Raw genomic sequence first — 25,836 nt, forward strand, 5'->3', positions numbered from 1 at the left:
CAGCCTTCAGCCTAACTCAGCAAGGCGGCCGTCACCGGAGGGGTACGCATGGCCGTGGGCTGGGCGAGGCAGCACCGGGGGGGGTGTCAAAATGTTGAAAAAGGTGCGGTTGCGAGGGACCGGCGGGGTCCCGTTCTGCGCGCATCTGCAAAATGAAATATTAGGTCGGAAAGAGACTGATACGAAACGACAACCGCTCTGCGGCTATTGGCGCTAGGCGTGCAGGTTAGAAGGGGCGCCTTGCCCTACTTCTGTGAAAGCAACGACTTCACCGCTGCCGCCTGGGTGGCGGCGGCCCGTAACGCTGCATTCAAAGTTACTACCAAGGTCACGAACTGTTCTATCGGAGTGGCATCTCGAAGCTTTGCGCTGGGTGTTCGATCCTCGGATGCCATGCGCTTCCAAGAACGTTGAATTATATCTTTGTCGACCTGATCGAACGATGCGTAGAAGTTGTTGACGTCCTGATCCGACAGCTTTGCGTCCAGTTGGTGGGCGAACCGGTTCCGTAACGTGGCGAGAGTCCGTAGTGGCTTCTTGATGCGCGGTTGAAAACCCAGGGCCACCGCAAGGGAAACCTTCTGCACATAGCTAAGCCCAATGTCGGCAAGTGCGTCTGAATCCTGCATAGCATGGCGGAAAAGATCGTCTAGCGCAGCCTCAATTACAATGCCCGCGTTGATGACGACGCGGAGCTCGTCATCGCCCAGAAGTGCTGCGTAGACTTCAGAGTCCGTTAGGGCCTGGTGAGCTTTGGTCATTTGAATGCACGGCTCAAAGATCGAGGTCGAACTGGGTTCCCCGTTGCGGGAAAGCCATGTTCAAGTTTCGCTCGAAAGCGTCCCACGTGCGCGATACCTTCATAATCGCAATGAGTTGCAGTAAATGATCTCTCAAGTCGGGTTGCCCGATATCCTCAGATAGAAACTGGTGATGCTTCCACTGTCGATATCCGGCCCCTGGCTTTGTCGGGTTCCTTGTCTTCAGTTCCTCAAGCACCCCTGCCGGAAGCAATTCATACACGATGCTGTTTGTTATCTTGCCGATATAGGGCGTCCTGGCCTTGCTAGATGACCACTTCCATCCTTTAAGGCGGTAAATCTGCTTATAGAACTCATCTGGGAACCGCTTCGCCCAAGCAAGCCTCTCTTCGGATAGGTAGGCCTCCAACAACCGATGAAGTGCGTCACGTTCGCGTTCCGCTTGGAACCCAGTAGCTTCATCGACGAGAGCCACGATGCCGACGTGCGCCAAGCCACGCATCAAGATTTCAGCTTGCTGGGCCCTGATCAGCTGCTGAGTTTGCAGAGCGCCGGCCTCTCGGGCCTTGAGCCAAACGTCGCAGACAAGCGGCAACACCGTTGCATCGTACGCCTGTACCGTCTTGCGGCCATCCTTGTACTGAATTGGTAAAAGGGGGCCATTCATCAACTCATTGGAAATGAACGGTTTTAGCTGGGATGGGGCAATAAATATCGGGAGAGGGGCCCCATGACCTTCCGCGGCCTTTTTCAATCTCTTGGACGCGCCGCTTCGCGAACCTAAGGCCTGGGTAATGCCGTGTTCTGAAATGACGCGCTTGCCGTCCGGAAGGACCGCGCAAGGGATTTCCGCGTCACCAATCTTCAGAATGCCTTTGTGTGTCGCTTTAGGCAGCTTCGGTGCCTCATCACTGGATTTCAGCATTTTCGAACTACGACCCCTTCGAAACTTGGGAACGATTCAAGGTTGCGAATCGCCGGAAGTCTCTATTTAGCCGTTAACTAGAGGATCGGCGCAAGCGAGATCAGCGAACGCGCGAGAATCAGTCACCCAAAAGGAACTACACGCACCTAATCAAGGCCTCCTCCGTAATTGGGGAGGGCTTTTTTTGATTGTGCCGATTGCTCGTTCTACTTTTTTGGACGCGAACGAAGGGGCTTCGCAGCAACTTCCCGGCGTCAAGCCTTTCTGGTACCCGTGCGTTATCGATACGAGGAACGAACGATATCATGTGGATCTCTAAGCTCGCCAGAATCGTCTCGGTGATTATTCTGATCCTTAGCCTCTTCCAAGTTGCGATGGGGTTTATGATCGCCACGGAAGTCATCGGACCATATGAGGTCGCCCTAGCTCAGTTTTTGCCGGGGAGGGCGTCAACGGGGGAAGCTATCAATGCTGGCACCTACGGATTATTGGTGGCTCTCGGGCTCGGGACTCTTGCCGAGATAGCGCTGAAGAAGTGATGCCAGTTACTCAGTGCGTCACCACCTCATGCAGGTTTTTCGCATCATTCTTGGACGATGGTATTGGCGAGCTTGCCGGTTATAGTGGAAAGCACCATCGTGAATGATTGCATCTTAAACGCCCCATCGTACCGTCCATTTGAGAGACCAGCCAGGAGCTGATAGTGCGCAACACCTGTATTTGAGTAGCATTGGGTTGATTTCAACCAAAGGTATAGCTCGATGTCCTTGGTGCCACCTATAGCAATCAGCAATTTTTCAAAGATTCCTATACAATTTGTCGACAACTCGGCGAGTTGCTTTTGAGCATATGCAGGGGAGTTGATGGCCCGGCCGATCCGAGTTGTGTCCGTCGTATCTAGTTCTCGGAGTAGCCATTCAGTTTCAGCAGGAGAATTGCGGGGAATGCGACTGTCGAAACTCTTCCAATATGCCAATGAAGCTTGAGCTAGTTGCTTGCGTTGTTCTGCAGGCATTCTCTGAAATTCTGAGAGGTGAAGAGCGGCAAAAACTGCCTTCTCAAATTCATCGGTGCTTGCCGCCACCGGTTGCGACATGCTCACAGTTAGAACGAACGCAAGCGCAAATCGAGACATTCTCCCCCCTGTAAGTCGTAGAGACTCTGCCGAGCTCTTCTGTGCGCCAGTTTGACAACACTTTTTCATCAGCATAACGCTCCGCTTTTCGCACGCTCAGCACGCGCCATACAAGGTAGCTGGAACTTGCCACGCCAGATGCCGATGCCTAACGCCCGAGCGCTGTCCTGCTCAGCAGCATAGGCGCCCTTGCTGTACCGCGCCCAATCGACGGCGAACCCGTTCGCAACCAGCCAGCGATTGACCTCCATGCCATCGGCACTAGGGGCTGGGCGGCGGGCATGGCTTTTCCTTCTCCGCTTGCGCGAAGCGTATGCGCGTTTTATCAGAATGTCGGCCGCAACGCTGTGAATGTTCTTATTATGTTCCAGATTCGTGGGGTGTTAAGGTGATGCGGAGCTAGTTTCCCAAATGACCTTGCCAGGTCCGTTCGAGCCTGGAAACTGAAACCCCATCTGTGCGACGCTATCGATTACGTCGCAAATCATATGTGCGGTGGCTTTGCGAGTTTGGGCGAGAAACGAAACGTCAACCCACTCCTCGAATGTTTCCAGCTTATTGGAAACGAACTTGGGCTTTGACGCACCATCGCTGTTGGGTGCTCCCCAAGATCCATGGCAAAGGACATTTCTAAGACGCGCGGCCTCTTTGAGGTTTGCGATAAGCGACTCGCTACGGGAAGGTGTGCCGTTCTGGTGCGCTCGAAGAGCTGCTTCGTAGGAAGTGATAAGCCCACCCAATGGGTCACTAATGGCTCGCTCAAGTACCTTTAGCCATTTTTCATAGGCCTTTTGGATCTCGTCCTCTGGATACTCTCTGGTGGCGGTCAGCGCGAAGATTGCCTTTCCCAAGGTTTCTTCCAGAAAGCCAAACGTCGCGACGGTTCTTCCAAGCTCTTCCCAGAATTCGGAGGCATGTAGATGGGTTGGGAAATCTGAAGGCACTTTTGCGCGGTCTGTCTGGAACCGTTGAGTCATTTCATCTCCTGCTCATTCATGCCGGTCGCAGAAACCGCACGTCCGATTAGATCGAGTTGATCTCTGATCTGCTGGAGCCATGTACGATCACTCGGGTAGTTGGCCATCGCAGACTTTATTTCAACGACTTGGCGATTGAGCTCATCAAGCTCCATTGCTTCTGCCTTTACCCGACTGGGAGTTGGGAGTGATTTACTCGCCCTCCAACATGCTTCCGCCGCCTCAACAACTCGCGCCAGATCGTAAGGGTAGACAGCGGTTAAGGGCATCGGTGTGTTTGACTGCCCGCGGCGGTTTCTGAGTGCCGTTCTTAGTGCGGAAACCGTGTCGGCTATCGAGCGCTGATCATCAGGGAAATCTCGTGGTGAGATGAGTCTAAACTGCTCGGAAGTTGAGGAAAGGAACGTGAATGCCTTCGCGTACTGCCGCAAGCGGGTCGCTAAGAGCGCGACATGTGCGTCAAAAACAGCCTCAATCTGCCGGTCAGACCGGTCTTGTTCGAGCATGCCGGTTTGCTTTTCAATGAAGCCAGCATGCTTGCGTGCTTCCGCCGCCTGAGCAGACATTACATTGCGACTTTCCTTCATCTCTTCCCGCGTCAACTCAAGTTCTTGGCGCTGCGCCCGGAGTTCAGCCGATTGCAGCAGCACCGCCAAAACAAGCCAAAGAAAAGCCAATGGCGCGGATGTTCCCGCCAGGAAGTCTCCCCATTCGTTGATGCTGGTGACTGGTTTGAGGTAGGCGACGACAGCGGTGCCTACCACCCATACTACGCTAACTAGAACGGCAACCAGGCGCACGCACTTTATAGAGGTGGGAAGTGATAGTGATGTAGAATCTCGGTCGTCGCTACTCATTTACACCCCTTCGCCTTCAGCGAAGATTCGATGGCAGTGATTTTGCCCTTTGACACAGCAACCTGGCCTTCTTTGTCGCCACCGAATGTGCTCGACATCGGAACGCCAATCAAGAACACGCCCATTGCGTCGCCGGTCGCTGAGTCGAGCTGCTGCTTGGACAGGCTTGCCAGGCGTGACGGCCAGCAAACGAACTTGCATAATTTCCCTCAGTCTTAACTAAATCAGCCCGAGTGCAGGTAAGCACGCCGGCGCCACCGAAGGGAAGGGCGCACTATGCAGGGTTGATTTTTTGGCGACGCAATCCACGGTTATTTTTGGTCGAAAAGAGGTCGCCGTGCCATTATTTCAGGTGGGTGGCACGCAGTTTTAACTACTTCTACGGGTGTTTGTGCTCTGAACGCACGAGAAGTAAAGTTGAGAGGTCTTTCGTGCAGCAATTCTACCCACCGACCAAAGAAATTATCGAGCGAGTCCTCATGATCCGATCTGGACAAGTAGGCGCAGCCTTCTTGGTTGACGTGGGACGTAGGCAATACCTTGTGACAGCAGCGCATGTGGTCGGAGCGGACTACTCCGGCCTCATAGAGGTCAAGATGGATGAGCAGTGGGTGAAGTACCCGGCTGTGCTGCTTGCCATCGACCGGAAGCACGATACGGCAATTCTCACTCTTCCAGACGCCCACAAGCGGGGACCAGTCGAACTTGGCGATGCCGGAATAATCTTTGGACAGTTCGTCTTCTTCCTAGGCTTCCCCTTCATGGACTATTCAATCATGCCTGTTGTGAATGAGGGGCGTATGCCTATGCCCTACGTCAAATGGGGCGCTATCGCCAGGATGCCCGATCCGAACACTCAATTCCTGGCCCTCGATGCGACGAACAACGTCGGATTCTCGGGCGGTCCCGTAGTGTTCAATTTGGGCAACGGCCGGCAGAGTATTTGCGGAATGACCGTAGCAATAAAGGGAGAGCTTATTCCAGTGCGAGACAAAGAGGATAACGTAGTTGGGTATTCTGAGCATAATGCCGGCATAAGCCTCGCAGTAAGCTCCGTCGTTATTCTTCGCCTGATTGAAAGCAATCCAAACGGCGCTCGCCTGTAGAGCGCATCCCCCTGCCGATATTCAAAAAGTCACTATCGGTTATGCTTATTTTAGCTCAAATAACAGGCAAGCACGCTGTCATTAGCGCGCGACCATAGTCGGTGACGCGTACTTGCCTATATGTGGTTCCGCCATCCCAAAGTGCGGCTCCATCAATGCAGCCGAGTGTCTCAAGTGACGCCAGGGCGAGCACTACAGAGGACGGTGGATCCGGAACATTCGTGTCCTGCGGGGCGGGCGCCGCCAAAAAAACGTCAGGAAGCCGAGTCGCGTACATCATCCCGGATTCGGTGAGCGCAGATGCTGGCGCATCGATCATCTTTTTCAGTATGATCGCCTCAAATGGGGACATGCGCTTCAGGACATCGATGAAGGTGCGGGGAAGGTAGTCAGCGCGATCGGCGTCGACAAAGCTGATTATGAGGTTGGCGAACATTTCGGACAGTACGGGATCTTCTTCCAACGTAGCCGCATCAATCAACGGGATCCCCTCTGCGAGGGGTAGCGGCCGGATCGATGTAATCCCGCGCTCATTTAGAAGTTGCTCGACACGGTCCCGTTGTCTGATGGCGAGTTCGATGCGACGGCCATGCAGGTAGTCACGAACCCACAGGCCTGCCTCCGTCGCTGCCGGTCCGAAAATCTTTCCGAAAAAGCCGCCGGCGTCGCCGACAAGGTCCTTATAATCGGACGCTGTCTTGGCAACTTCCTGCACCGCCTTGCTGGCTTCCTTAAGCGCCTCAGCCTCGGGATTGTCCATTTGCACGCCTCCGTTCTGAAACGCTCGATACAGGTGATATTGCGTGTTCTAGCCAGAGTTATACAGCAGTAGGTTTACCCGCAGAAACCTTGGATCGTCAAAACCTGCTCCCGATCAGCACAAGAAAGAAAAGACGCGCGTAATCGGGTGAGGGACATGGCCTTCACCAATGTTGAACCTCAACTATGGAGGTACTTGGGGGCTGAAGGCATCGGCGACTGAGTCAGCCTTTAAGCGCGGCCCAAGCCCCAATGAGGCCAAGAATGATGCAGCCATAGGATGCCAGGACGGCGCAAACACAGAGCACATGCCAGAAGATGCCCCAACGAAGCCTTCTGTCCTGGGAGGGTGGGTTATCGCAGTATGGATGCTCCCAGGTCAACTTCACGTCGTCGTGCGCGCCGCTATACAGAAACTGCGCGAAGTAGGCGAAGCCTGACGCCACGCCGGCTAGCAGGGCGCCAACTGCAAATGTAAATGCTGCAGGCAGTAGTTCGCGTGCGAGTTCAATGGCTGAACCGTCTTTGCCGTAAAGTGCGCCGAGGAACGCGAACACTGCTATCACAGCCCCACCATTCAGTATCGCGGTCGTTCGAATTGCTTCCAGCCCGAAGCTAAACACCGACTCTAGTAAAATGCCACTAGTGGCGCTATGCCGATTGTGTTGGATTAGCGCGGCCTCGTGGTTCAGTTTCCATCCGACCACATTCGCTGACTCGCCTTCGTTGTATTCCATCGTGTTTTACCTCTCGATAGAGACTTTTTACGCGATTCTTTGATTGGTGGGCAGGAGCGGACTTGGTTCTAAGCCAAGCGTCTTGAGATCGGTCACGAGCGGCCCGTGGCTAGTTGACCCCACAATCGCGGCGCGATGGTAGCCGCCTAAGCCAGCAGACGACACGGCATAACGAACGAGGGCGCTGGGCTGATCATCCGGCACCTTTTCTCGTTCAGGCTCAGAGAGGATCGGACCGCAATGAGCGAAGCGACAGACACGCGGCAGCGGGTCCAAGTGGCAACTTCGGGCGCATGCAAGGGGCTCTGGAGCCTGCGGCTCTGAAGGCGTTCCGCCCTATGTTTTCGTGAGACCATTTTGATACCGGGAAGGCCCGGAAGCTCCTGAAGAAGCCCGGAAAATAAGGGAAAGCGTGTTACTGCTTGGGCGCATGGAAAAGGGGTTAGGAATGACCCTAACCCCTTGAATTCGTTGGTGAGCGCGCAGGGATTCGAACCCTGGACCTACTGATTAAAAGTCAGTTGCTCTACCGGCTGAGCTACGCGCTCCCTGGCCGCGGCGGTGAAGCCCGGCGGAAGTGGGCGGACATATGCACGCGTGTTTCCCCCCGGTCAACCGAAAAATTGCGGGTTTTGTGAAGAAACGGTGCATGGCGCAATGATCGCCAAAAGGTGATTGGTATCATCATGATCCTGCGGCTAAGGAATGGCCCAAATGCCGCGTGCCGGAGTTCTTGCCGTTGTCGATCGCCGATATTTCCATCTGGACCGCCGTACTTGCCGGCGCCCTTTCGTTCCTTTCTCCCTGCGTTCTGCCGCTCGTACCGCCCTATCTCTGCTATATGGCCGGCGTCTCGGTCGATCAGTTCCGCAGCGGCGATGCGGCGACCATCGGTAGCACGAGACGCGCTGTCTTGCCGGCAGCGCTGTTGTTCACGCTCGGTTTTGCCACTGTCTTCGTGGCGCTCGGGGCGGGGGCCTCGTCGATCGGCATGGTGCTTCGGCAGCATATGGACCTGCTGTCGCGCATCGGCGGCGTGATCATCATCATCATGGGCCTGCATTTCCTTGGCGTGTTCAAGATCGGGCTGCTCGCGCGCGAAGCCCGTTTCCAGGGCGGCGGCAAGCCGGCGACGCTCTCGGGCGCCTACATCATGGGTCTGGCCTTTGCCTTCGGCTGGACGCCCTGCATCGGCCCGGTCCTCGGCACGATCCTTGGCGTCGCTGCCGCACGTGACACCGTGTCCGACGGTGCGATGCTGCTGGCGATCTATTCGCTGGGGCTTGCCGTGCCGTTCTGGATCGCTGCTGCGTTTTCCGGCTCCTTCATGCGCTTCCTCTTCCGCTTCCGCCGCCATCTCGGTCTGGTCGAGAAACTCATGGGCGGCCTCCTGGTGCTGGCAGGCCTTGCTTTTCTCTTCGGCTTCATCAGTTCCGTCGCCATCTGGTTCCAGACGACCTTCCCGATCCTGATGAAAATCGGCTAGGGCATACCCTCGTATTTTAGAATCACTTTACGGCCGGACCGGCCTAATCGTCAGGGCGGTTGATGCGCTAGGCGTGCGGGCGTCGGCGCGGGAAGGTGAAGAATGCGGGGGACAAGATGACGGAAATCGCGGGCCTGGTGCTGCCGTTCTTCGGCCTGATCTTCCTCGGTTATCTGACGGCGCGCTTCGTCCACCATCCGGGCGAGGCGATGGGTTGGCTGAACACCTTCATCATCTACCTCGCTCTGCCGGCGCTGTTCTTCAAGCTCGTCTCGCGCACGCCGATCGAACAGCTGGCGCGCGCCGACTTCATCCTGACCACGGTCGGCGCGACCTACATCGTCTTCTCGCTGATTTTTCTCATCGGCGTCTATGTAAGGCGCAACTCCATTGCCGAAGCGACGATCCAGGGTTTTGGCGCAGCTTACGGCAATATCGGCTATATGGGGCCCGGCCTTGCGCTTCTCGCCTTGGGCGATGCCGCTGCCGTGCCGGTTGCGCTGATCTTCAGCTTCGAGAATGCCGCGCATTTCGCGGTCGCACCGGCGATGATGGCGATATCAGGCGGCCGGCAGGAAAAGCCGCTGGTGCTTGCAGCCAGTGTTGCACGCAAGATCATCCTGCACCCATTTATTCTCGCCACACTTGCGGGCGTGGTCGCCGCCTTCTTCGCGGTACAGCCGCCGGTGCCAGTGCAAAGATTGATCGACTATCTCGCTCAGTGTGCGGCGCCCTGCGCGCTCTTTGCCATGGGCGTGACGCTGGCGCTGCGCCCAATCAAGCGCATTCCCGTCGAGATCGGCTACATCGTCCCGGCGAAGCTGCTCTTGCATCCGCTCGTCATGTTCACGGCGATGAGCCTGACGGGGAATTATGATCCGGTCTGGGTGCAGACGGCGGTACTGCTCGCGGCCCTTCCGACGGCGACGAACGTCTTCGTTATCGGCCATCAGTATGGTGTGTGGCAGGAGCGAGCCTCGGCCACCATCCTCATCACCACGACGCTGTCGGTCGCAACGGTGACTGGCCTGCTTTACCTGATCCGTTCAGGCGCTCTTCCGCCCGATCTTTTCCCTTAAGCCTTCCTTGAAGGCATTGAGCGCGCTGCCGGGGTGGACGCCTTCGCGCATCAGCAGGCTGCGCAGGGGCCCGACGGCGGAAAGCACATGCAGCCCCAGCGCGCGCAGCGCCTGCACCGGCAGGAATCCGGAAAGTAGCGAGCGGTTGAGGAGATCCACGCTCGCCGTACGGCTGATGATATCCGGCCGGCGGCGGCTGTCGAAGCGGTCACCGATATCGCCGGCAAGCGGCTCGCCGCCGGATGCACCGATGATATCGACGAGCGTCATTACATCGCGAAGGCTGAGATTGAGCCCTTGCGCGCCGATCGGCGGGAAGGCGTGCGCTGCTTCGCCAAGAAGCACGACGCGGCCCTTGCCGAAGCGCTGGGCGGTCATGCCCGAAAGCGGGAAGGATTGCGGCGCGCCTTCGACCGTTGCCTTGCCGAGGATCGATTGCATCCGGTCTTCGACGGCGCGGGAGAGCGCCGCAAGATCGAGCGTCAGCGTTTGCGCGGCATCTTCGGGCTTGCGCACCCAGACAAGGCTGGAGCGGTTGCCGGGCAGGGGCACTTGCGTGAAGGGACCACTTTCGGTGTGGAATTCGGTCGAGATGTTCTGGTGCGGCAGCTCGTGTGCGAAGTTCAACACGACCGCCGTCTGCGGATAGGACCAGGTGCTGACGGAGATCTTCGCCGCTTCGCGCACCGGCGAGCGGCGACCATCGGCGCCGACGAGCAGATGCGCGCTGCATTGGCTGCCGTTTGCAAGCTCGATCGTTGCGACCGTGTCCGAAAGTTCAAAGCCGATCGCCGACGTGGTGATGCGCGTCAGCGTCGGGCTCTCTTCGGCGCGGTGGCGGAGAATATCAATGAAAGGGGCATTCGGAATATTGTAGCCGAAGGCGTTGAGCCCGACTTCGGAAGCGCGGAAATTGACTGGCGGGGCGCGCAGCAACCGGTTGGTGCCGTCGAGGATGCGCATGGTCGAAAGCGGCGCGGTCAGCGGCTCGACCTTTTCCCAAAGATTGAGTTTCTTCAGATATTCGATCGATTGGTCCATCAGCGCCGTCGTGCGTCCGTCGGCAACCGCCGGCTCCGGTCCGATCAAGGCCACGCGGTAGCCAGCATCCGCAAGCGCGATGGCCGCGAGCGATCCGGCAAGGCCCGCACCGATAATGGCGATGTCGAAGTGGTCCATGATGCAAAAGCCCTTTCGCGCAAGCTGTGAGGCGTCTTGGCCCAGCCTCGATCATACCTCTAGTCGTCGGCGCATGCGAAATAAATGGGTAGAATCAGCGCAGAAGCAATTTGCAGGTGTCCACAGGACAATGGGGCGAGGGGAGGCCGTAATACTTGAATTTTAGTGGCGATGCGTTGCAAAGGGTGCATATTACGGGCAACGCGCCGCACAGCGGTCGAGGCGGGTCAAGGCCCGCACGGGGAAAACAGCAGGGGTGGGCGGCGTCCGCAGATGAAGTTCTTTAACTACAGACGAGTTCCCTACGCCGAGATTCGCGCCTTCTCCGTGCATATCTTGACCGCATCGGGATCGTTTCTCGCCTTCCTGGGTGTCGTGGCTGCGGCCGAGCACCGTTTCGTCGACATGTTCTGGTGGCTGGGGCTGGCGCTGCTCGTCGATGGCATCGACGGGCCGATCGCCCGCAAGGTGCGCGTCAAGGAAGTGCTGCCCAACTGGTCGGGCGACACGCTCGACAATGTCATCGACTACGTGACCTATGTGCTGTTGCCGGCCTTTGCACTCTACCAGAGCGGCATGATCGGCGAGCCCTGGTCGTTCGTCGCGGCAGGCGCGATCGTGGTTTCGAGTGCGATCTACTATGCCGACATGGGCATGAAGACGGACGAATACTTCTTCTCCGGCTTCCCCGTCGTCTGGAACATGGTCGTCTTCACGCTGTTCGTCATCCAGGCGAGCGAGTTGACGGCGTCGATCGTCGTCTTCGTGTCGGTGGTCCTGACCTTCCTGCCGATCAACTTCCTTCATCCGGTCCGCGTCCAGCGCCTGCGACCGCTGAACCTCGGCATCTTCCTTCTGTGGTCGGCGCTCGGCATCTATGCGCTGCTCCTGCATTTTGCGACACCGGCATGGGTCGTCACCGGTTTCGTCGTCACAGGCATCTATCTCTACGTGATTGGCTTCGTGCTGCAGATTTTCCCAAGTCTCGGCCGGAAATAGGAGCAGGCAATGGCACAGGCGATTGTGGTACGCGAACTCGGAGGACCGGAGGTCCTGAAGCTCGAAGGCGTGACACTCTCGCCGCCGGGGCCGGGTGAGGTGCAGATCCGCCAAGTGGCGGTCGGACTCAATTTCATCGACGTCTACTTCCGCACCGGCCTCTACAAGTCGGCCTTGCCGTTCGTGCCGGGCAAGGAAGGTGCCGGCATCGTCACTGCGGTTGGCGACGGCGTCAGCCTGTTCTCCGTCGGCGATCGCGTCGCCTATGCCTCGGCCGATGGCGCCTATGCGAGCGAACGCAATGTCGATGCCGCGCAATTGGTGAAGGTGCCTGAAGGCATCAGCCTCGAGACCGCGGCTGCGATGATGCTGAAAGGCATGACGGCGCAATATCTGCTCAATCAGACCTATCAGGTCGGGCCGGGCACGACGATCCTCTTTCATGCCGCAGCCGGTGGCGTCGGGCTCATCGCCGGCCAGTGGGCGAAGGCGCTTGGCGCGACGGTCATCGGTACCGCGGGCTCGCAGGACAAGATTGATCTGGCGCTGGCGCATGGCTACGACCACGTGATCAACTACCGCACCGACAATTTCGTCGCTCGGGTCAAGGAATTGACCGACGGCCGCGGCGTCGATGTCGTCTACGATTCCGTCGGGCGCGACACCTATCCGGCGTCGCTGGATTGCATCAAGCCGCGCGGCCTCTGGGTCAGCTTCGGCAATTCGTCCGGTCCGGTGGATGCCTTCAGCATCGGCATCCTGGCTCAAAAGGGCTCGCTTTTTGCGACGCGTCCGACACTCTTTGGTTATGTTGCCACGCGGCCTGCGCTGGAAGCGTGTGCAAATTCCCTGTTTGATATTGTGCGAAGCAACAAAGTGCGTATCAATATAAATCAGACTTATCCGCTCGCCGATGCGGGGCGAGCGCATACGGATCTCGAGACAAGAAAAACAAGTGGAACAACACTGCTGATTCCGTGATCGAAGCCTTAAGGCGGACGCGGATCAACAGAGGGGAAAGAGGGCAGCGTGCCTGTTGAGGGAGTAGCGGCGAACGGTCATCTATTGGCTGTGAGCAACCTGACGAAATTGTTTGGCAGCTTCGCGGCCTGCAATGGGATCAATCTGCAGATTGAACCGGGCGAAATCCACGCCCTTCTCGGCGAAAACGGCGCCGGAAAATCGACCCTGGTCAAGATGCTGTTCGGCGTATTGGCGCCGACGGCCGGCGAGATCCTCTGGCAGGGCCAGAGCGTGCGCATTGCCAATCCCGCGGCAGCGCGCAAGCTCGGCATCGGCATGGTTTTCCAGCACTTTTCGCTGTTCGAGGCGCTGACGGTCGCAGAGAATATCGCGCTTTCCATGGATGCGAACATCTCGCTGGCGAGGGTGGCGGAAGAGGCGTCGCGCCTGTCGCATGCCTATGGCCTGCCGCTCGACCCCAAGGCGCATGTGGCGGATCTCTCGGTCGGCGAGCGCCAGCGCATCGAGATCGTGCGCGCGCTCCTGCAGAACCCGCGCCTCATCATCCTCGACGAGCCGACCTCGGTGCTGACGCCGCAGGAAGCCGATCGCCTGTTCGAAACACTCTACAAGCTGAAGGCCGAAGGCCGTTCTGTTCTCTATATCAGCCACCGGCTGGAAGAGGTGCAGCGCATCTGCGACCGCGCAACGGTGCTGCGCCACGGCAAGGTGACCGGCGCCTGCGATCCGAAGACGGAGACCCCCTCGTCGCTGGCGCGCATGATGGTGGGCGGCGACGTCGCGGCCGTGACGGCCGAAGGCACCAGCGCCAAGGGCCAGGTGCAGCTGGAAGCGCGGCACTTGAGCGTGCCGGCGCGCACGCCTTTCGCCGTTTCGCTGAAGAACATCTGTCTCAAGGTGCATGCCGGCGAGGTGCTGGCGATCGCCGGTGTTGCCGGCAACGGCCAGGGTGAACTCTTCGACGCGCTCTCGGGCGAATATCCGGTTGCCGACGACAATGCGGTGCAGATCCGCCAGAAGCCGGTCGGCAACCGTAACATCAACGCCCGCCGGCTGATGGGCGCGGGCTTCGTTCCCGAGGAACGCCATGGTCACGCGGCGGTATCGGCGCTGCCGCTTTCCGACAATCTCGTGCTTGCCCGCAGTCGCTCGGACGCCAAGGCGTTCCTCGGCGGCGGCTTCCTCAAGATCATCCGGCGCGATGCGGTGACGAGCGCCACGAAGCGCATCTCCGAGGCGATGGACGTGCGCAAGAGTGGCGAGGACCCGCCGGCCGGCTCGCTTTCCGGCGGCAACCTGCAGAAGTTCATCGTCGGGCGTGAACTCGACCGCCAGCCGAGCGTGCTCGTCGTCAACCAGCCCACCTGGGGCGTCGATGCGGGTGCTGCCAGCCGCATCCGCCAGGCGCTCGTCGATCTCGCCAAGTCCGGATCTGCCGTGCTCGTCATCAGCCAGGATCTCGATGAGATCTTCGAAGTGGCGACGGAGATCGCCGTCATCAGCGACGGAAAGCTCTCCGATCCCTATCCGGCCAAGGAGCTTTCGCGTGAAAAGATCGGCCTGCTGATGGGCGGCATGTACGGCAAGACGGAAGGCACGGAGGCCGCACATGCGCATTGAACTGGAAAAGCGCGCCAAGGTCTCGACGCTGTTTTCGATCCTGTCGCCGTTCATCGCCTTCCTGCTGACGATCATCTTCGGCGGCATCATGTTTGCGCTGCTCGGCAAGAATCCTGTGATGGCGCTCTACAGCTTCTTCATCGAGCCGCTGAGCGAGGTTTGGTCGCTGCACGAACTGGCGATCAAGGCCGCCCCGCTGATCCTGATTGCCGTCGGGCTATCGGTCTGCTTCCGCTCCAACAACTGGAACATCGGCGCCGAGGGCCAGTTCATCATGGGCGCGATTGCCGGCTCGATCCTGCCGGTGGTCTTCTACGACTGGCAGTCGCCGCTGGTGCTGCCGCTGATGATGCTGATGGGCATGCTCGGCGGCGCGCTGTTTGCCGCCATCCCCGCCTTCCTCAAGGCGCATATGAACACCAACGAGATCCTGACGAGCCTGATGCTGGTCTATGTCGCCCAGCTCTTTCTCGACTGGCTGGTGCGAGGACCCTGGCGCAATCCGGGCGGCATGAACTTTCCGGAGACGCGCACCTTTGCCGTCGATGCGATCCTGCCGGAAATGCTTGCCTCCGGCCGTACCCACTGGGGCTTCGCCTTCGCCATCATAGCCGCGATCCTCGTCTGGTTCATGATGCGTTACACGCTGAAGGGCTTCGAGATTTCCGTGCTTGGCCAATCGGAGCGGGCAGGGCGCTTTGCCGGTTTCTCCTCGCGCAAGATGATCTGGTTCTCGATGCTGCTTTCCGGCGCCTTTGCCGGCCTGGCCGGCATTTCCGAGGTCAGCGGCGCGATCCAGCAGTTGCGCCCGGTCATCTCGCCCGGCTACGGCTTCACCGCCATCATCGTTGCGTTTCTCGGCCGCCTTAATCCGCTCGGCATCGTCGCCGCCGGCCTGGTGCTGGCGCTCACCTATCTCGGCGGTGAGGCGGCGCAGCTGTCGATCGGCGTTTCCGAAAAAGTCACGCGCGTCTTCCAGGGTCTCCTGCTCTTCTTCGTGCTCTCCTGCGACACGCTCATCCACTATCGCATCAAGCTGGTCTTCGACCGGCTGACCGCGACTAACAGCGAGGGGAGCCGCTGATGGGTATCGTCGAAGCGATCCTTTTGAGCGTCATCACGGCCGCAACGCCCCTGGTGTTGGCCGCAATCGGCGAACTGGTGACCGAACGGTCCGGCGTGCTGAACCTCGGCGTCGAGGGCATGATGATCATGGGGGCGGTCTCCGCCTTCGCAATCACCCAGATCACCGGTTCGCCCTATCTGGGCATGCTTGCAGGCATCGCCTGCGGCGCGCTGTTCTCGCAGCTCTTTGCCTTCCTCACGCTGAGCCTGGTGGCAAACCAGGTGGCGACGGGCCTGGCCTTGACCCTGCTCGGCATCGGCGTCTCCGGCATGATGGGCGAGAGTTTCCTCGGCATGCAGGGCGTCAAGCTTCAGCCGATCGCGATCCCGCTTCTCGCCGATATCCCTTACATCGGGCCGCTGCTTTTCCGGCAGGACATCATCTTCTATCTTTCGATCGCGATCGTCGCAGGCGTGCACTGGTTCCTGTTCAAGAGCCGCGCTGGCCTCAAGCTGCGTGCGGTCGGCGACAGCCACGCCTCAGCACACGCGCTCGGCGTCAACGTCATTCGCACCCGCTATCTCGCCGTGATGTTCGGCGGCGCCTGCGCCGGCCTTGCCGGCGCGCAACTGTCGCTCGTCTATACGCCGCAATGGGTGGAGAACATGTCGGCCGGTCGCGGCTGGATCGCGTTGGCGCTGGTGGTCTTTTCGTCCTGGCGTCCGTGGCGGCTGGTGGCGGGAGGCTATCTCTTCGGCGCTGTTTCGATCAGCCAGTTGCACGCGCAGGCCTTCGGTCTGGGCATTCCCTCGCAGCTCCTTTCGTCGCTGCCCTATGTCGCAACGATCGTCGTCCTCATTCTCATTTCGCATAACCGGCGCATGACCCTGATCAATACGCCGGCATCGCTCGGCAAACCGTTTGTGCCGGACCGGTGATCGCAAGCATTTCATACTGACGTTTCTCAAACCGACAGAGGTCAAGAAAATGAAAAAACTACTGCTCGTTCTCGCAAGCTCCGCGGCCGCGCTCGGCTTTGCCACCGGCGCAAGCGCCCAGGAAAAGGCCAAGGTCTGCTTCGTCTATGTCGGTGCAAAGACCGACGGCGGCTGGACCCAGGCGCACGACATCGGCCGCCAGGAGCTGGAAAAGGCGCTCGGCGACAAGATCGAGACGCAGTATCTGGAAAGCGTGCCGGAAGGTCCGGATGCCGAGCGCGCGATTGAGCGTCTCGCACGCTCGGGCTGCGGCCTGATCTTCACGACGTCCTTCGGCTTCATGGATGCGACGATCAAGATCGCCCAGAAGTTCCCGGACGTGAAGTTCGAGCATGCGACCGGCTACAAGACTGCGCCGAACGTCGCGACCTACAACAGCCGCTTCTATGAAGGCCGCTACATCCAGGGCGTGATCGCTGCCAAGATGTCGCAGAAGGGCGTCGCCGGCTACATCGCTTCCTTCCCAATCCCGGAAGTGGTGATGGGCATCAACTCCTTCGTCATCGGCGCGCGCTCGGTCAACCCGGACTTCAAGATCAAGGTCGTATGGGCCAACACCTGGTTCGATCCAGGCAAGGAAGCCGATGCTGCCAAGGCATTGGTCGACCAGGGCGTTGATATCCTGACGCAGCACACTGATACGACGGCTCCGATGCAGGTTGCCGCCGAGCGTGGCATCAAGGCCTTCGGTCAGGCGTCCGACATGATCAAGGCCGGCCCGGAAACGCAGCTGACGGCGATCGTCGATACCTGGGGCGCCTACTACATCAAGCGCACCCAGGCCTTCCTCGACGGCAAGTGGGAAACGACCTCGAGCTGGGACGGCCTGAAGGACGGCATTCTGACGATGGCGCCCTACACCAACATGCCTGACGACGTGAAGAAGCTCGCCGAGGACACCCAAGCCAAGATCGAGTCGGGCGAGCTGAAGCCCTTCACCGGCCCGCTGAAGAAGCAGGACGGTAGCGAGTGGCTGGCAGCCGGCGCATCGTCGGACGACGGCACGCTGCTCGGCATGAACTTCTACGTCGAAGGTGTCGACGACCAGCTGCCGAAGTAAGCAAGCGCCTACGAAACACAATGCAAACCCCGCCATTTCGGCGGGGTTTGTCGTTTGGAGATCGCGCAAGGGTTGCTTGTCCGTTCGGCGGTGCGCGGTTTACGGTTTTGCGCCCGCCCTGGGGCTTTCCGGAATCGACCGTTCAAACTACATTCATTTGCACAGGTTTAGGGGTGACCTCCGTGCTTCGCACGAAGGCGTTGTGGCGCAGCGCGCCGTATGAAGTCAGGCAGGGGAGTGCCTGGAGGAGATGGATTGAACAGGAGTGTGCTGGAAACCGTTGTGTCCGGCTCGCGCAAGCGAACCAGCCACGCACATGTTGTCGATCAACTCGGCAAGGCTATCATATCCGGCGAATTTCCTGTCGGCTCCATTCTTCCGGGTGACCCGGAACTCGCGGCCCGTTTCAAGGTGTCGCGAACCGTTCTGCGCGAAGCGATGAAGACGCTCGCCGCCAAGGGGCTCGTCGTGCCGCGGGCGCGAATCGGCACCCGCGTGACGCCGCGCAACGACTGGAACCTGTTCGACAACGATATCCTGACTTGGCATTTCGAGTGCGGTGTCGACGAAGAGTTCCTCTATCATCTCAGCGAAGTGCGCCTGGCCTTCGAGCCGCATGCCGCCGCGCTCGCGGCGCGAAACGCGTCGGAGGCCGAAATCAGCCGCATGATGCGGCTCGCGGTTGCGATGGGCGAGGAGGGCCATAGCGCCGAGAGCCTCGCCGGCGCTGACCTGAAATTCCACCTTGCTGTCGCCGAGGCATCCGGCAACCCATTCATGCGCACGGTCGGCGGGCTGATCGAGGCGGCGCTGGTCGGCGTCTTCAAGCTGAGCTCCCCGGTCGCCGAAAAGGGCGGCATAGACGAAGTTGCCCGCAACCATATCCGGATCGTCGAAGAGATCGGCAGGCGTGACGAGCTCGGCGCGCGCCTTGCGATGGAAAACGTGATCAAGATCGGACGCGAGCGCGTTCGCAGCGCCCTGCACAGCCGCAGTTGATGCTGCCACCGGTCGAGATTGTTCAACAAAACAGCGCTCGACCCTTCCAATGTTCAGAAGATTGCAGCGATTTCATTGCTTGTGCTTGCTCGGATCGCGCGCTGGCCTTATTTGGTGAGGGCTCGCTCCTTGCGGAGCGACTTTCGTCAACGGTGACCTGGAGACCATGTCCGAGTTTTTTGTCATTTTCGTCCTGCTTTTGATCAATGCATTTTTTGCTCTCTCGGAAATGGCAATCGTCTCGGCAAGCAAGCCCATGCTTCGCCAGATGGCAAAACAGGGAAATGCCCGCGCCGAGGTGGCGCTGCGCCTTGCTGAAGACCCCGGCAAGTTTCTTTCCACGGTTCAGGTCGGCATCACGCTCGTCGGCACCTTGGCCGGCGCCTACGGCGGCGCGACCATCGCTGCGAAGTTTGCGCCGCTGCTCGATGAGATCGCCTGGATCAATCCTTACGGCAACACGGTCGCCCTGGTGCTCGTCGTTACCCTCATCACCTTCCTGTCGGTGGTTATCGGCGAACTTATCCCGAAGCAGCTGGCGCTGAAAAATTCCGAGGCGCTAGCCATGTTCGTCGCGCGCCCGATGCACCTGTTGTCACGGATCGCAGCGCCGGTCGTCTACCTCTTCGAGACGGCGGCATCGCTCGCCATGCGTCTTCTCGGCATCCGTCCCGACGATCCGGATCATGTGACGGAAGAGGAAGTGCACGCGATCATGGCCGAAGGCGTCGAAAGCGGCGCCATCGAAAAGTCGGAGCATGAGATGCTTCGGCGAATCATCCGCCTCGGCGACCGCAACGTGAAGTCGATCATGACCCACCGCACTGAGGTGAGCTTCATCGACGTCAACGACAGCCTCGAAACGGTTGGCCGCAAGATCGATCAGTTCGGCCATTCCCGCTACCCGGTGGTTGACGGTCCAAGCGGCGACGTTCTCGGCGCGGTTCTGGCAAAGGAAATTCTAAACGCTCCCACCTCCGGGCCGTTCGATGTCCGCAGGTACATCAAGGAAATCCACACATTGCCGGAGACGGCGTCGTGCCTGAAGGCACTGGAAGCCTTTAAGTCGTCGAGCATCAACATGGCAATGATCGTCGACGAGTACGGAAGCACCGAGGGCATCATCACCATCGCCGATATTCTCGAAGCGATCGTTGGCGTCTTGCCGTCGAACTACGACGACATCGAGCATGCTCTGATCCGCCAGCGCGAAGACGGAAGCTACCTTGTCGACGGCCGCACGCCGATCGACGAAATCCACCTGACGATCGGCATCGAAGGCATTGACGCCGACGGTAATTTCGAGACCATTGCCGGCTTCCTCGTCCAGCAACTGCGCAAGACGCCGGAGGAGGGCGACGTCGCGATTGCCCATGGCTACCGCTTTGAAGTGGTCGACATGGACGCACGCCGAATCGACAAGATCCTGGTCAGCCGCTCGGATGAGACGGTCAATTGATTCGCACCCCGGCCTGATGATGTAAAAGCAGTGACAGCGCCACGCGCTGACATGGCGCTCTATGACGAAGCCATGTGATCATCGCCGAGATCGAACGGAAACAAAGGTCGGGTTCTGCCCGGCCTTTTGCTTTTGCGCGCCCAGGTGGCTCGCGCCTGGTTTGTTCAGCGAAGCTTGAGGATGTCGCAGGGCGTGCCCGCGGGCGCCTCGGCCGCGTGCGGCGGCCGCACGATCAGGCAATCCGACTGCGCGAAAACCTTCATCATCGACGAATCCTGCCGCGAGAAGGGATGGGCGACCAACGTGCCGTCGCTGTCCCTTGTAAGGCGCGCGCGCACATAGTCCTGCCTGACGTCGTTGCCCGGAAGCGGGCCTGCAAGCCGCGCGGTCGTTATGCGGTCGCGCAATGGCAAGCGGGCGAGCTTACGGGTCAGCGGCTCTAGAAAGAGCAGGGCACAGACGAGGCTGGAGACAGGATTGCCCGGCAGGCCGAGCACCGTGGCCTTTCCGAGCTGTCCCACCATGAGCGGCTTTCCCGGCCGCATGGCGATGCGCCAGAAGTCGAGTGTCATGCCGCAGGCAATCAGCGTCGACTGCACCAGGTCATGGTCGCCGACCGAAGCGCCGCCGAGCGTGACGATCACGTCGACATCGGCGTCCTGCGCGCGGCCGATCTCCGCACTGATCGCGTCCCGATCGTCGCGGACGATGCCGAGATCGATGACCTCAGCGCCGTTATCGCGGGCAATCGCCGCGACTCCGAAGCTGTTGGAGGCGATGATCTGATCGTCGCCCGGCTTGCTGCCCGGAGCCACCAGCTCGTCGCCCGTGGCGAGGATCGCGATCCGTGGGCGTTTGAAGACCGGCAGGCTCGCATGGTTCATCCCGGCAGCGAGCGTCAAGCGCCCGGCATCGAGCACGTCGCCCGCCGAAAGTCCCGCTTCGCCGGCGATAAAGTCCTGGCCTGCGGTTCGGATGTGTCGCCCCTTGCCGGGCACGAATGTGGTGCGGATTCGGTTGCCCGGCAACCGCTCGGTATCTTCCTGGATGATCACCGTATCGGCGCCCGATGGCACTGGCGCTCCGGTGAAGATGCGCACGGCTTCGCCCGCTTTCATCTCGCCCTTGAAGCCGTGGCCTGCCGCCGATTGGCCGATAACGGTCAGTTCGGAGCCGATGGTCTCGATGTCCCGGTGGCGCACGGCGTAGCCGTCCATCGCCGAATTGTCGAAGGCCGGGTGGGTGACGCGCGCCGGAATATCTTGAGACAGCACGCGGGCAAGCCCGTCATGAAGGCTGACGAGTTCTGTCAATTGCGGTGGCGTGGCGCCGTGGAGGATTCGCTCGAGCGCGTCTTCGACGGACAGCAACGCCATGGCCTCAGTTTCCTTCGCGTCGGTAGTCGCCGGATCGTCCGCCGGACTTGCTGACCAGCTGAATGCCGCCGATTTCCATCTCGCGATCCGCGGCTTTCGCCATGTCGTAGATGGTGAGGCAGGCGACGCTGACAGCCGTCAGCGCTTCCATTTCGACGCCGGTGCGTCCCGTCAGCTTGGCAAGCGCCTCGACCCGAAGGCCAGGAAGAGTCGGATCCGGTGTGACGTCGACGGTGACCTTGGTCAGCATCAGCGGATGGCAGAGCGGAATGAGGTTGGCGGTCTGCTTGGCGGCCATGATGCCCGCCAGCCGCGCCGTGCCGATGACGTCGCCCTTCTTGGCGTCGCCTTCGAGAATGAGCGTCAGCGTTTCCGCCTTCATCCGCACATGGCCCTCGGCGACGGCGATGCGCACCGTCTCGGTCTTGTCGCCGACATCCACCATGTTCGCTTCGCCGCTGCCACCGATATGCGTGAGCGTCGGCTTGCTCATCACTCGGCCGCCAGCGTGGTCGCAGCGCCCGTCAGAAGTGCGCGTGTTGCTGATTCGACGTCACTCTTGCGCATCAGGCTCTCGCCGACGAGGAATGTCGTGATGCCGCTCTTTTCCAGCCGCTGGCAATCCGCATGCGTAAAGATGCCGCTTTCGCCGACGAGCAGACGGTCGGCTGGCACCATGCCCGCAAGCTGCTCGGAAACAGCGAGATCGACCTCGAAGGTCCTGAGGTTGCGGTTGTTGATGCCAACGAGCGGCGAGGCGAGCTTCAGCGCCCGTTCCATCTCCTCGGCATCATGCACTTCGATCAGCACGTCCATGCCGAGTTCGAAGGAAGCTTCTTCAAGGCGGCGGGCGTCGTCGTCGCTGAGCGAAGCCATGATCAGAAGGATGCAGTCGGCGCCCCAGGCGCGCGCCTCGAACACCTGGTAGGTGTCGAACATGAAGTCCTTGCGCAGCGCCGGCAGGGCGCAGGCCGTGCGCGCCGCTTCGAGAAAGGCAGGCGCGCCCTGAAAACTCGGGGCGTCCGTCAGCACCGACAGGCAGGCCGCGCCACCGGCCTCATAGGCCTTGGCGAGCGCAGGCGGATCGAAATCCGGGCGGATCAACCCCTTCGACGGGCTTGCCTTCTTGATTTCGGCGATCAGCCCAAACGTGCCGGCGGCTTTGCGCGCGGCGAGCGCCGCATGGAAGCCGCGCGGGGCGGACTGGTCAGCGATGCGCGCCTTGAGCTCGCCGAGCGCGACATGCGACTTGGCGGCCGCGATCTCGTCGCGCTTATAGGCTTCGATCTTGCGCAGGATATCCGTCATGTGCCGATCCTTCCTCAGGCCGCGTTCGAAACGCTGATCAGGCGCTGCAGCGCGGTCTTCGCGCCGCCGCTTGAAAGCGACTGGCGCGCGAGCGCCATGCCTTCGGTGAGGTCCTTTGCCCGTCCGGCTATCATCAGCGATGCGGCCGCATTGGCAAGGGAAATGTCCCGATAGGGGTTCTCGGCACCGTCGAGCACCGCCTGGAGCGCGACTGCATTGTGCGCACCGTCGCCGCCCTTGAGCGCATCGATCGTCACCGTCTGAAGCCCAAAATCCGCCGGCGTCAGCGTGAAGGTCGAAATCTTGCCGTCCTTGAGTTCGGCGACCTCGGTCGTGCCTGTCGTGGTGATCTCGTCGAGGCCGTCGCCGTGAACGACCCAGACATTGTCCGAGCCGAGATCGCGCAGCACTTCGGCGAGCGGCTGCACCCACTGCGGCGCGTAGACGCCGACGAGCTGGCGCTTGACGCCTGCGGGGTTGGAGAGCGGACCGAGCAGGTTGAAGATCGTGCGCGTTCCAAGCTCCACCCGCGTCGGGCCGACATGGCGCATGGCGGAATGGTGCTGCTGGGCGAACATGAAGCCGACACCGGCCTCTCGGATGCATTTCGAGATCGCTTCCGGGCCGATGTCGAGCTTGACGCCGAGGCAGGAGAGCGCGTCGGCCGTGCCCGACTTCGAGCTCAGCGCGCGGTTGCCGTGCTTGGCGACCGGTACGCCCGCGCCGGCGACGATCAGCGAGGCAAGCGTCGAGATGTTGTAGGTGCCGGCGCCGTCGCCGCCGGTGCCAACGATATCGACTGCGTCCGCCGGGGCATCGACCGGCAGCATGCGGGCACGCATCGCGCCCACCGCGCCGACGATTTCATCGACGGTTTCGCCGCGCACCCGCAATGCCATCAGGAAACCGCCGATCTGCGACGGCGTTGCGGCACCCGACATGATGATTTCGAAGGCGGCACGTGCGTCTTCGCGGTTCAACGCCTCGCGGGCGGCGACCTTGGCGACGAATGGCTTCAGATCACTCATCGATGGTTTCCTTGGGCCTATCGTTGCGCAATGGCGGTTTCAGCGAGCGTCTGGTTGATCGAAACGCCGTAGGCGGCCTGCAGCGTGGCGACCATCTGGTCCAGGATGTCCTCGCCGCTAACGCGGGCGAGGGCCTCGATCTGGCGGCTGTCGTCCTGCAGCACGTCTGCCGGGCCGGCTGTGTCGACCGAGGTGACCTGCAGAAGGATCTGACCTTCGCCGCCGATGCCGGGAGCATTGGTGACAAAGCCATTCGCGCCGGAGAAGGCGGCGGCGACGGCAGCCGGGCTGAGAGCGACGTCCGCGGTTGCGCGCGTCAGGCCTGCCTTGGTTTCGACGACGAGGCCGAGTTCGGTCGCGACGTCGGCGAGCTTTGCGCCCTGTTCGACGCGCTGCTTCAGTTCACCGGCCTTCTTGGCCAGGGCTGCACGCTGCTGCTCGGCCATCCAGTCGGCGCCGATTTCGTCGCGGGCTTCGTCCATCGTGCGATCGCGCGCCGGGATAACTTCATCGAGGTCGAACCAGACGTAACCTTCGCGACCGACATTCACCGGCAGGGTTTCGGCGCCGACGTCGGCCTTGAACACTTCCTGGAGAAGAGCTGCCTGTTCCGGCAGGCCGACGACGTCATCGCCGTTCTTGTCCTTGCCGGTCGCGTCCACCGCATCGACGGTTACGAACTTTAGCTTGAGCTGGTCGGCGACTTCCTTGATCGGCGCGCCGGAAGCGCGCTCGTCTTCGATCTTGTCATGCAGGCGCATGACTTCTTCGCCCGCCGTGGACAGGGCGATGTCCTTGCGCAATTCTTCCTTCACTTCGTCGAGGCTGCGGACGGTTTCCGGGCGAATGTTCGTTACGCGCAGGATGACGGGACCGAAGGCACCGTCGACAACCGGGGTCACGCCGTCGGCCTGCAGCGCGAAAGCGGCTTCGCCGATCTTGGCGTCGGGAACGCGATCCTTGGTGAATTCGCCGAGAAGCACGTCGGCGGAGGACTTGCCTTCGGCCTTCACGAGATCGTCGAAGCTGGTGCCGGCGGCAAGCTTTGCCGACGCAGCGTCAGCGGCTTCACGCGAGGTGAAGGAGAGCTGTTCGATGGTCCGCGCGGCAGCGCTGCGGAAGCTTTCCTTGCGGCGTTCGTATTCGGCGCGGATCTCGTCGTCGGTCACAACGGTCGGGTCGGCGACGTCGGTCGGCTCGAGCTTCACGTAGGTGATCTTGCGATATTCCGGCGCACGGTAGTTCGCCTTGCGGCTGTCGTACCAGGGAGAAAGCACGTCGTCGCCGGGCACCTTGACCGGGTCGATGTTGGCATTCGAGAGCAGCAGGTAATCGATCGTGCGCTTCTCGTGCCGGTAGGCGCCGATTGCGTCGGTGAGAACCTTCGGAGCGACATAGCCATCCGACAGCGCATCGACGATCTGCGAGCGGATCGCGGTCTGGCTCTGGCTGTTGATGTAATCCTGTTCGCGCAGGCCCGCATTGCGCAGCACGCTCGTGAACGTCATTCGGTCGAACTGGCCGTTGACGCTGTGGAATGCCGGATCGTCGGCGATCAGTTTTGCGAGCCGATCCTGCGACAGGCCGAGATTCATGTCGTTGGCGAGCTGGTCGAGAGCCGCGCCGGCGACGATCTGCGAGTAGACCCGCTGCTCGATACCGAAAGCGCGCGCCTGCTGCGGCGTCAGCCGCGTGCCGAGCTGGCGGGATGCCTGTGCCAGCATGGTCTCGTAGGCGAGCCGGAATTCCGGCGGCTTGACCTTGACGTCACCGACGACGACCACCGCGTCCGACTGGTTGGTCATCGTCAGCGACGAGCCGCCCCACACCATGAACGACAGAACGAGAACGATTAGCAGGCCTTTGACGACCCAGGTCTGGGCGGCGCTTCTCAGAAATTCGAGCATGGGGGCAGAAACCTCGTTGCAATGCGGTGGC

General features: G+C 60.4%; 25 protein-coding genes, 1 tRNA gene and 1 pseudogene. 12 read left to right on the plus strand and 15 right to left on the minus strand.

Translation table 11 applies throughout. The annotated features are described in order from the left end of the window. Positions 1–245 precede the first annotated feature (245 nt). Both L981_RS20460 and L981_RS20465 read right to left on the minus strand, forming a co-directional pair. Positions 246–761 carry a hypothetical protein gene (locus tag L981_RS20460; protein WP_052201905.1) on the minus strand — a complete coding sequence of 172 codons (516 nt, stop codon included), beginning with the start codon at positions 759–761 and terminating at the stop codon, positions 246–248. Positions 762–774: 13 nt separating this feature from the next. After that, positions 775–1,686: a P63C domain-containing protein gene (locus L981_RS20465; RefSeq protein ID WP_043620267.1), complete on the minus strand. Its 912-nt coding sequence runs from the start codon at positions 1,684–1,686 to the stop codon at positions 775–777. Between the two features lie 305 nt (positions 1,687–1,991). Between L981_RS20465 and L981_RS20470 the strand changes: the two genes are divergently transcribed. After that, complete coding sequence (locus L981_RS20470) at positions 1,992–2,225, plus strand: hypothetical protein (protein ID WP_043620270.1); 234 nt, start codon at positions 1,992–1,994, stop codon at positions 2,223–2,225. 44 nt (positions 2,226–2,269) lie between these two features. Here the strand turns inward: L981_RS20470 and L981_RS34625 are convergent, their stop codons facing one another. The 4 genes and pseudogenes from L981_RS34625 to L981_RS33370 form a co-directional block, all read right to left on the minus strand. Then, on the minus strand, positions 2,270–2,821 hold the full coding sequence (locus L981_RS34625) for a hypothetical protein (protein WP_156134173.1): 552 nt from the start codon (positions 2,819–2,821) through the stop codon (positions 2,270–2,272). Positions 2,822–2,889: 68 nt separating this feature from the next. After that, positions 2,890–3,081 (minus strand): annotated as a pseudogene (locus L981_RS35635) (thermonuclease family protein); the annotation flags it as partial. A 123-nt stretch (positions 3,082–3,204) separates the two neighbouring features. Continuing rightward, positions 3,205–3,798 (minus strand): hypothetical protein, encoded by a 594-nt coding sequence (locus L981_RS20485; RefSeq protein ID WP_043620276.1) that lies wholly within the window; start codon positions 3,796–3,798, stop codon positions 3,205–3,207. Beyond that, on the minus strand, positions 3,795–4,655 hold the full coding sequence (locus L981_RS33370) for a hypothetical protein (RefSeq protein WP_052201906.1): 861 nt from the start codon (positions 4,653–4,655) through the stop codon (positions 3,795–3,797). Before L981_RS33370 ends, L981_RS20485 begins: the two co-directional genes overlap by 4 nt. Before the next feature lie 431 nt (positions 4,656–5,086). Between L981_RS33370 and L981_RS20500 the strand changes: the two genes are divergently transcribed. Then, entirely contained in the window at positions 5,087–5,761 is a 675-nt protein-coding gene (locus L981_RS20500) for a serine protease (protein WP_043620279.1), read from the plus strand. A gap of 55 nt (positions 5,762–5,816) precedes the next feature. On the opposite strand, the gene L981_RS20505 is transcribed toward L981_RS20500, so the two are convergent. The 3 genes from L981_RS20505 to L981_RS20515 all read right to left on the minus strand — a co-directional run bounded on the left by L981_RS20505 (position 5,817) and on the right by L981_RS20515 (position 7,805). Then, positions 5,817–6,521, minus strand: coding sequence for an Abi-alpha family protein (locus L981_RS20505; protein ID WP_043620282.1), 705 nt, complete (start codon positions 6,519–6,521; stop codon positions 5,817–5,819). A 223-nt stretch (positions 6,522–6,744) separates the two neighbouring features. Beyond that, positions 6,745–7,257 (minus strand): hypothetical protein, encoded by a 513-nt coding sequence (locus L981_RS20510; protein ID WP_043620285.1) that lies wholly within the window; start codon positions 7,255–7,257, stop codon positions 6,745–6,747. Between the two features lie 472 nt (positions 7,258–7,729). Further along, a tRNA-Lys gene (locus L981_RS20515) sits at positions 7,730–7,805 on the minus strand. Positions 7,806–7,996: 191 nt separating this feature from the next. Between L981_RS20515 and L981_RS20520 the strand changes: the two genes are divergently transcribed. Further along, positions 7,997–8,743 carry a cytochrome c biogenesis CcdA family protein gene (locus L981_RS20520; protein WP_043620288.1) on the plus strand — a complete coding sequence of 249 codons (747 nt, stop codon included), beginning with the start codon at positions 7,997–7,999 and terminating at the stop codon, positions 8,741–8,743. 116 nt (positions 8,744–8,859) lie between these two features. Next, on the plus strand, positions 8,860–9,822 hold the full coding sequence (locus tag L981_RS20525; RefSeq protein ID WP_043620290.1) for an AEC family transporter: 963 nt from the start codon (positions 8,860–8,862) through the stop codon (positions 9,820–9,822). Here L981_RS20525 and L981_RS20530 read toward each other — a convergent pair. Next, the gene (locus L981_RS20530; RefSeq protein WP_043620292.1) at positions 9,790–11,001 is read right to left on the minus strand and encodes a UbiH/UbiF family hydroxylase; all 1,212 of its coding nucleotides are present in this window, start codon (positions 10,999–11,001) and stop codon (positions 9,790–9,792) included. The genes L981_RS20525 and L981_RS20530 overlap by 33 nt on opposite strands. 273 nt (positions 11,002–11,274) lie before the next feature. On the opposite strand from L981_RS20530, the gene pcsA reads away from it, so the two are divergent. From pcsA to L981_RS20570, 8 genes are all read left to right on the plus strand, one after another. Then, positions 11,275–12,000 carry a phosphatidylcholine synthase gene (pcsA, locus tag L981_RS20535; protein ID WP_034790952.1) on the plus strand — a complete coding sequence of 242 codons (726 nt, stop codon included), beginning with the start codon at positions 11,275–11,277 and terminating at the stop codon, positions 11,998–12,000. A gap of 9 nt (positions 12,001–12,009) precedes the next feature. After that, entirely contained in the window at positions 12,010–12,981 is a 972-nt protein-coding gene (locus tag L981_RS20540; RefSeq protein ID WP_043620295.1) for a quinone oxidoreductase, read from the plus strand. 48 nt (positions 12,982–13,029) lie between these two features. After that, on the plus strand, positions 13,030–14,604 hold the full coding sequence (locus tag L981_RS20545) for an ABC transporter ATP-binding protein (protein WP_043620298.1): 1,575 nt from the start codon (positions 13,030–13,032) through the stop codon (positions 14,602–14,604). After that, positions 14,594–15,688 carry an ABC transporter permease gene (locus L981_RS20550; protein ID WP_043620301.1) on the plus strand — a complete coding sequence of 365 codons (1,095 nt, stop codon included), beginning with the start codon at positions 14,594–14,596 and terminating at the stop codon, positions 15,686–15,688. The genes L981_RS20545 and L981_RS20550 overlap by 11 nt, the downstream gene beginning before the upstream one ends. Beyond that, complete coding sequence (locus tag L981_RS20555; protein ID WP_043620304.1) at positions 15,688–16,608, plus strand: ABC transporter permease; 921 nt, start codon at positions 15,688–15,690, stop codon at positions 16,606–16,608. Before L981_RS20550 ends, L981_RS20555 begins: the two co-directional genes overlap by 1 nt. Positions 16,609–16,657: 49 nt before the next feature. Continuing rightward, positions 16,658–17,728 (plus strand): BMP family ABC transporter substrate-binding protein, encoded by a 1,071-nt coding sequence (locus L981_RS20560; protein WP_043620503.1) that lies wholly within the window; start codon positions 16,658–16,660, stop codon positions 17,726–17,728. A 219-nt stretch (positions 17,729–17,947) separates the two neighbouring features. Continuing rightward, complete coding sequence (locus tag L981_RS20565) at positions 17,948–18,727, plus strand: FadR/GntR family transcriptional regulator (RefSeq protein WP_052201907.1); 780 nt, start codon at positions 17,948–17,950, stop codon at positions 18,725–18,727. A 166-nt stretch (positions 18,728–18,893) separates the two neighbouring features. Further along, positions 18,894–20,186 (plus strand): hemolysin family protein, encoded by a 1,293-nt coding sequence (locus L981_RS20570; RefSeq protein ID WP_043620310.1) that lies wholly within the window; start codon positions 18,894–18,896, stop codon positions 20,184–20,186. 164 nt (positions 20,187–20,350) lie between these two features. On the opposite strand, the gene glp is transcribed toward L981_RS20570, so the two are convergent. The 5 genes from glp to L981_RS20595 are packed head-to-tail and all read right to left on the minus strand — an operon-like array spanning position 20,351 to position 25,805. Then, complete coding sequence (gene glp / locus L981_RS20575; protein ID WP_043620312.1) at positions 20,351–21,562, minus strand: gephyrin-like molybdotransferase Glp; 1,212 nt, start codon at positions 21,560–21,562, stop codon at positions 20,351–20,353. A 4-nt stretch (positions 21,563–21,566) separates the two neighbouring features. After that, a complete protein-coding gene (gene moaC / locus L981_RS20580; protein ID WP_043620313.1) occupies positions 21,567–22,055 on the minus strand; it encodes a cyclic pyranopterin monophosphate synthase MoaC in 489 nt (162 codons plus the stop codon). Further along, positions 22,055–22,870 carry an indole-3-glycerol phosphate synthase TrpC gene (gene trpC / locus L981_RS20585; protein ID WP_043620315.1) on the minus strand — a complete coding sequence of 272 codons (816 nt, stop codon included), beginning with the start codon at positions 22,868–22,870 and terminating at the stop codon, positions 22,055–22,057. The genes moaC and trpC overlap by 1 nt, the downstream gene beginning before the upstream one ends. Before the next feature lie 14 nt (positions 22,871–22,884). Then, on the minus strand, positions 22,885–23,898 hold the full coding sequence (gene trpD, locus L981_RS20590) for an anthranilate phosphoribosyltransferase (protein WP_043620318.1): 1,014 nt from the start codon (positions 23,896–23,898) through the stop codon (positions 22,885–22,887). 17 nt (positions 23,899–23,915) lie between these two features. Further along, positions 23,916–25,805: a peptidylprolyl isomerase gene (locus L981_RS20595; protein WP_043620320.1), complete on the minus strand. Its 1,890-nt coding sequence runs from the start codon at positions 25,803–25,805 to the stop codon at positions 23,916–23,918. Between the last annotated feature and the right edge of the window lie 31 nt (positions 25,806–25,836).

Origin of the sequence: Ensifer sp. ZNC0028 (assembly GCF_000799055.1) — a bacterium.
In the GTDB taxonomy this organism is placed as follows: Bacteria; Pseudomonadota; Alphaproteobacteria; order Rhizobiales; family Rhizobiaceae; genus Ensifer.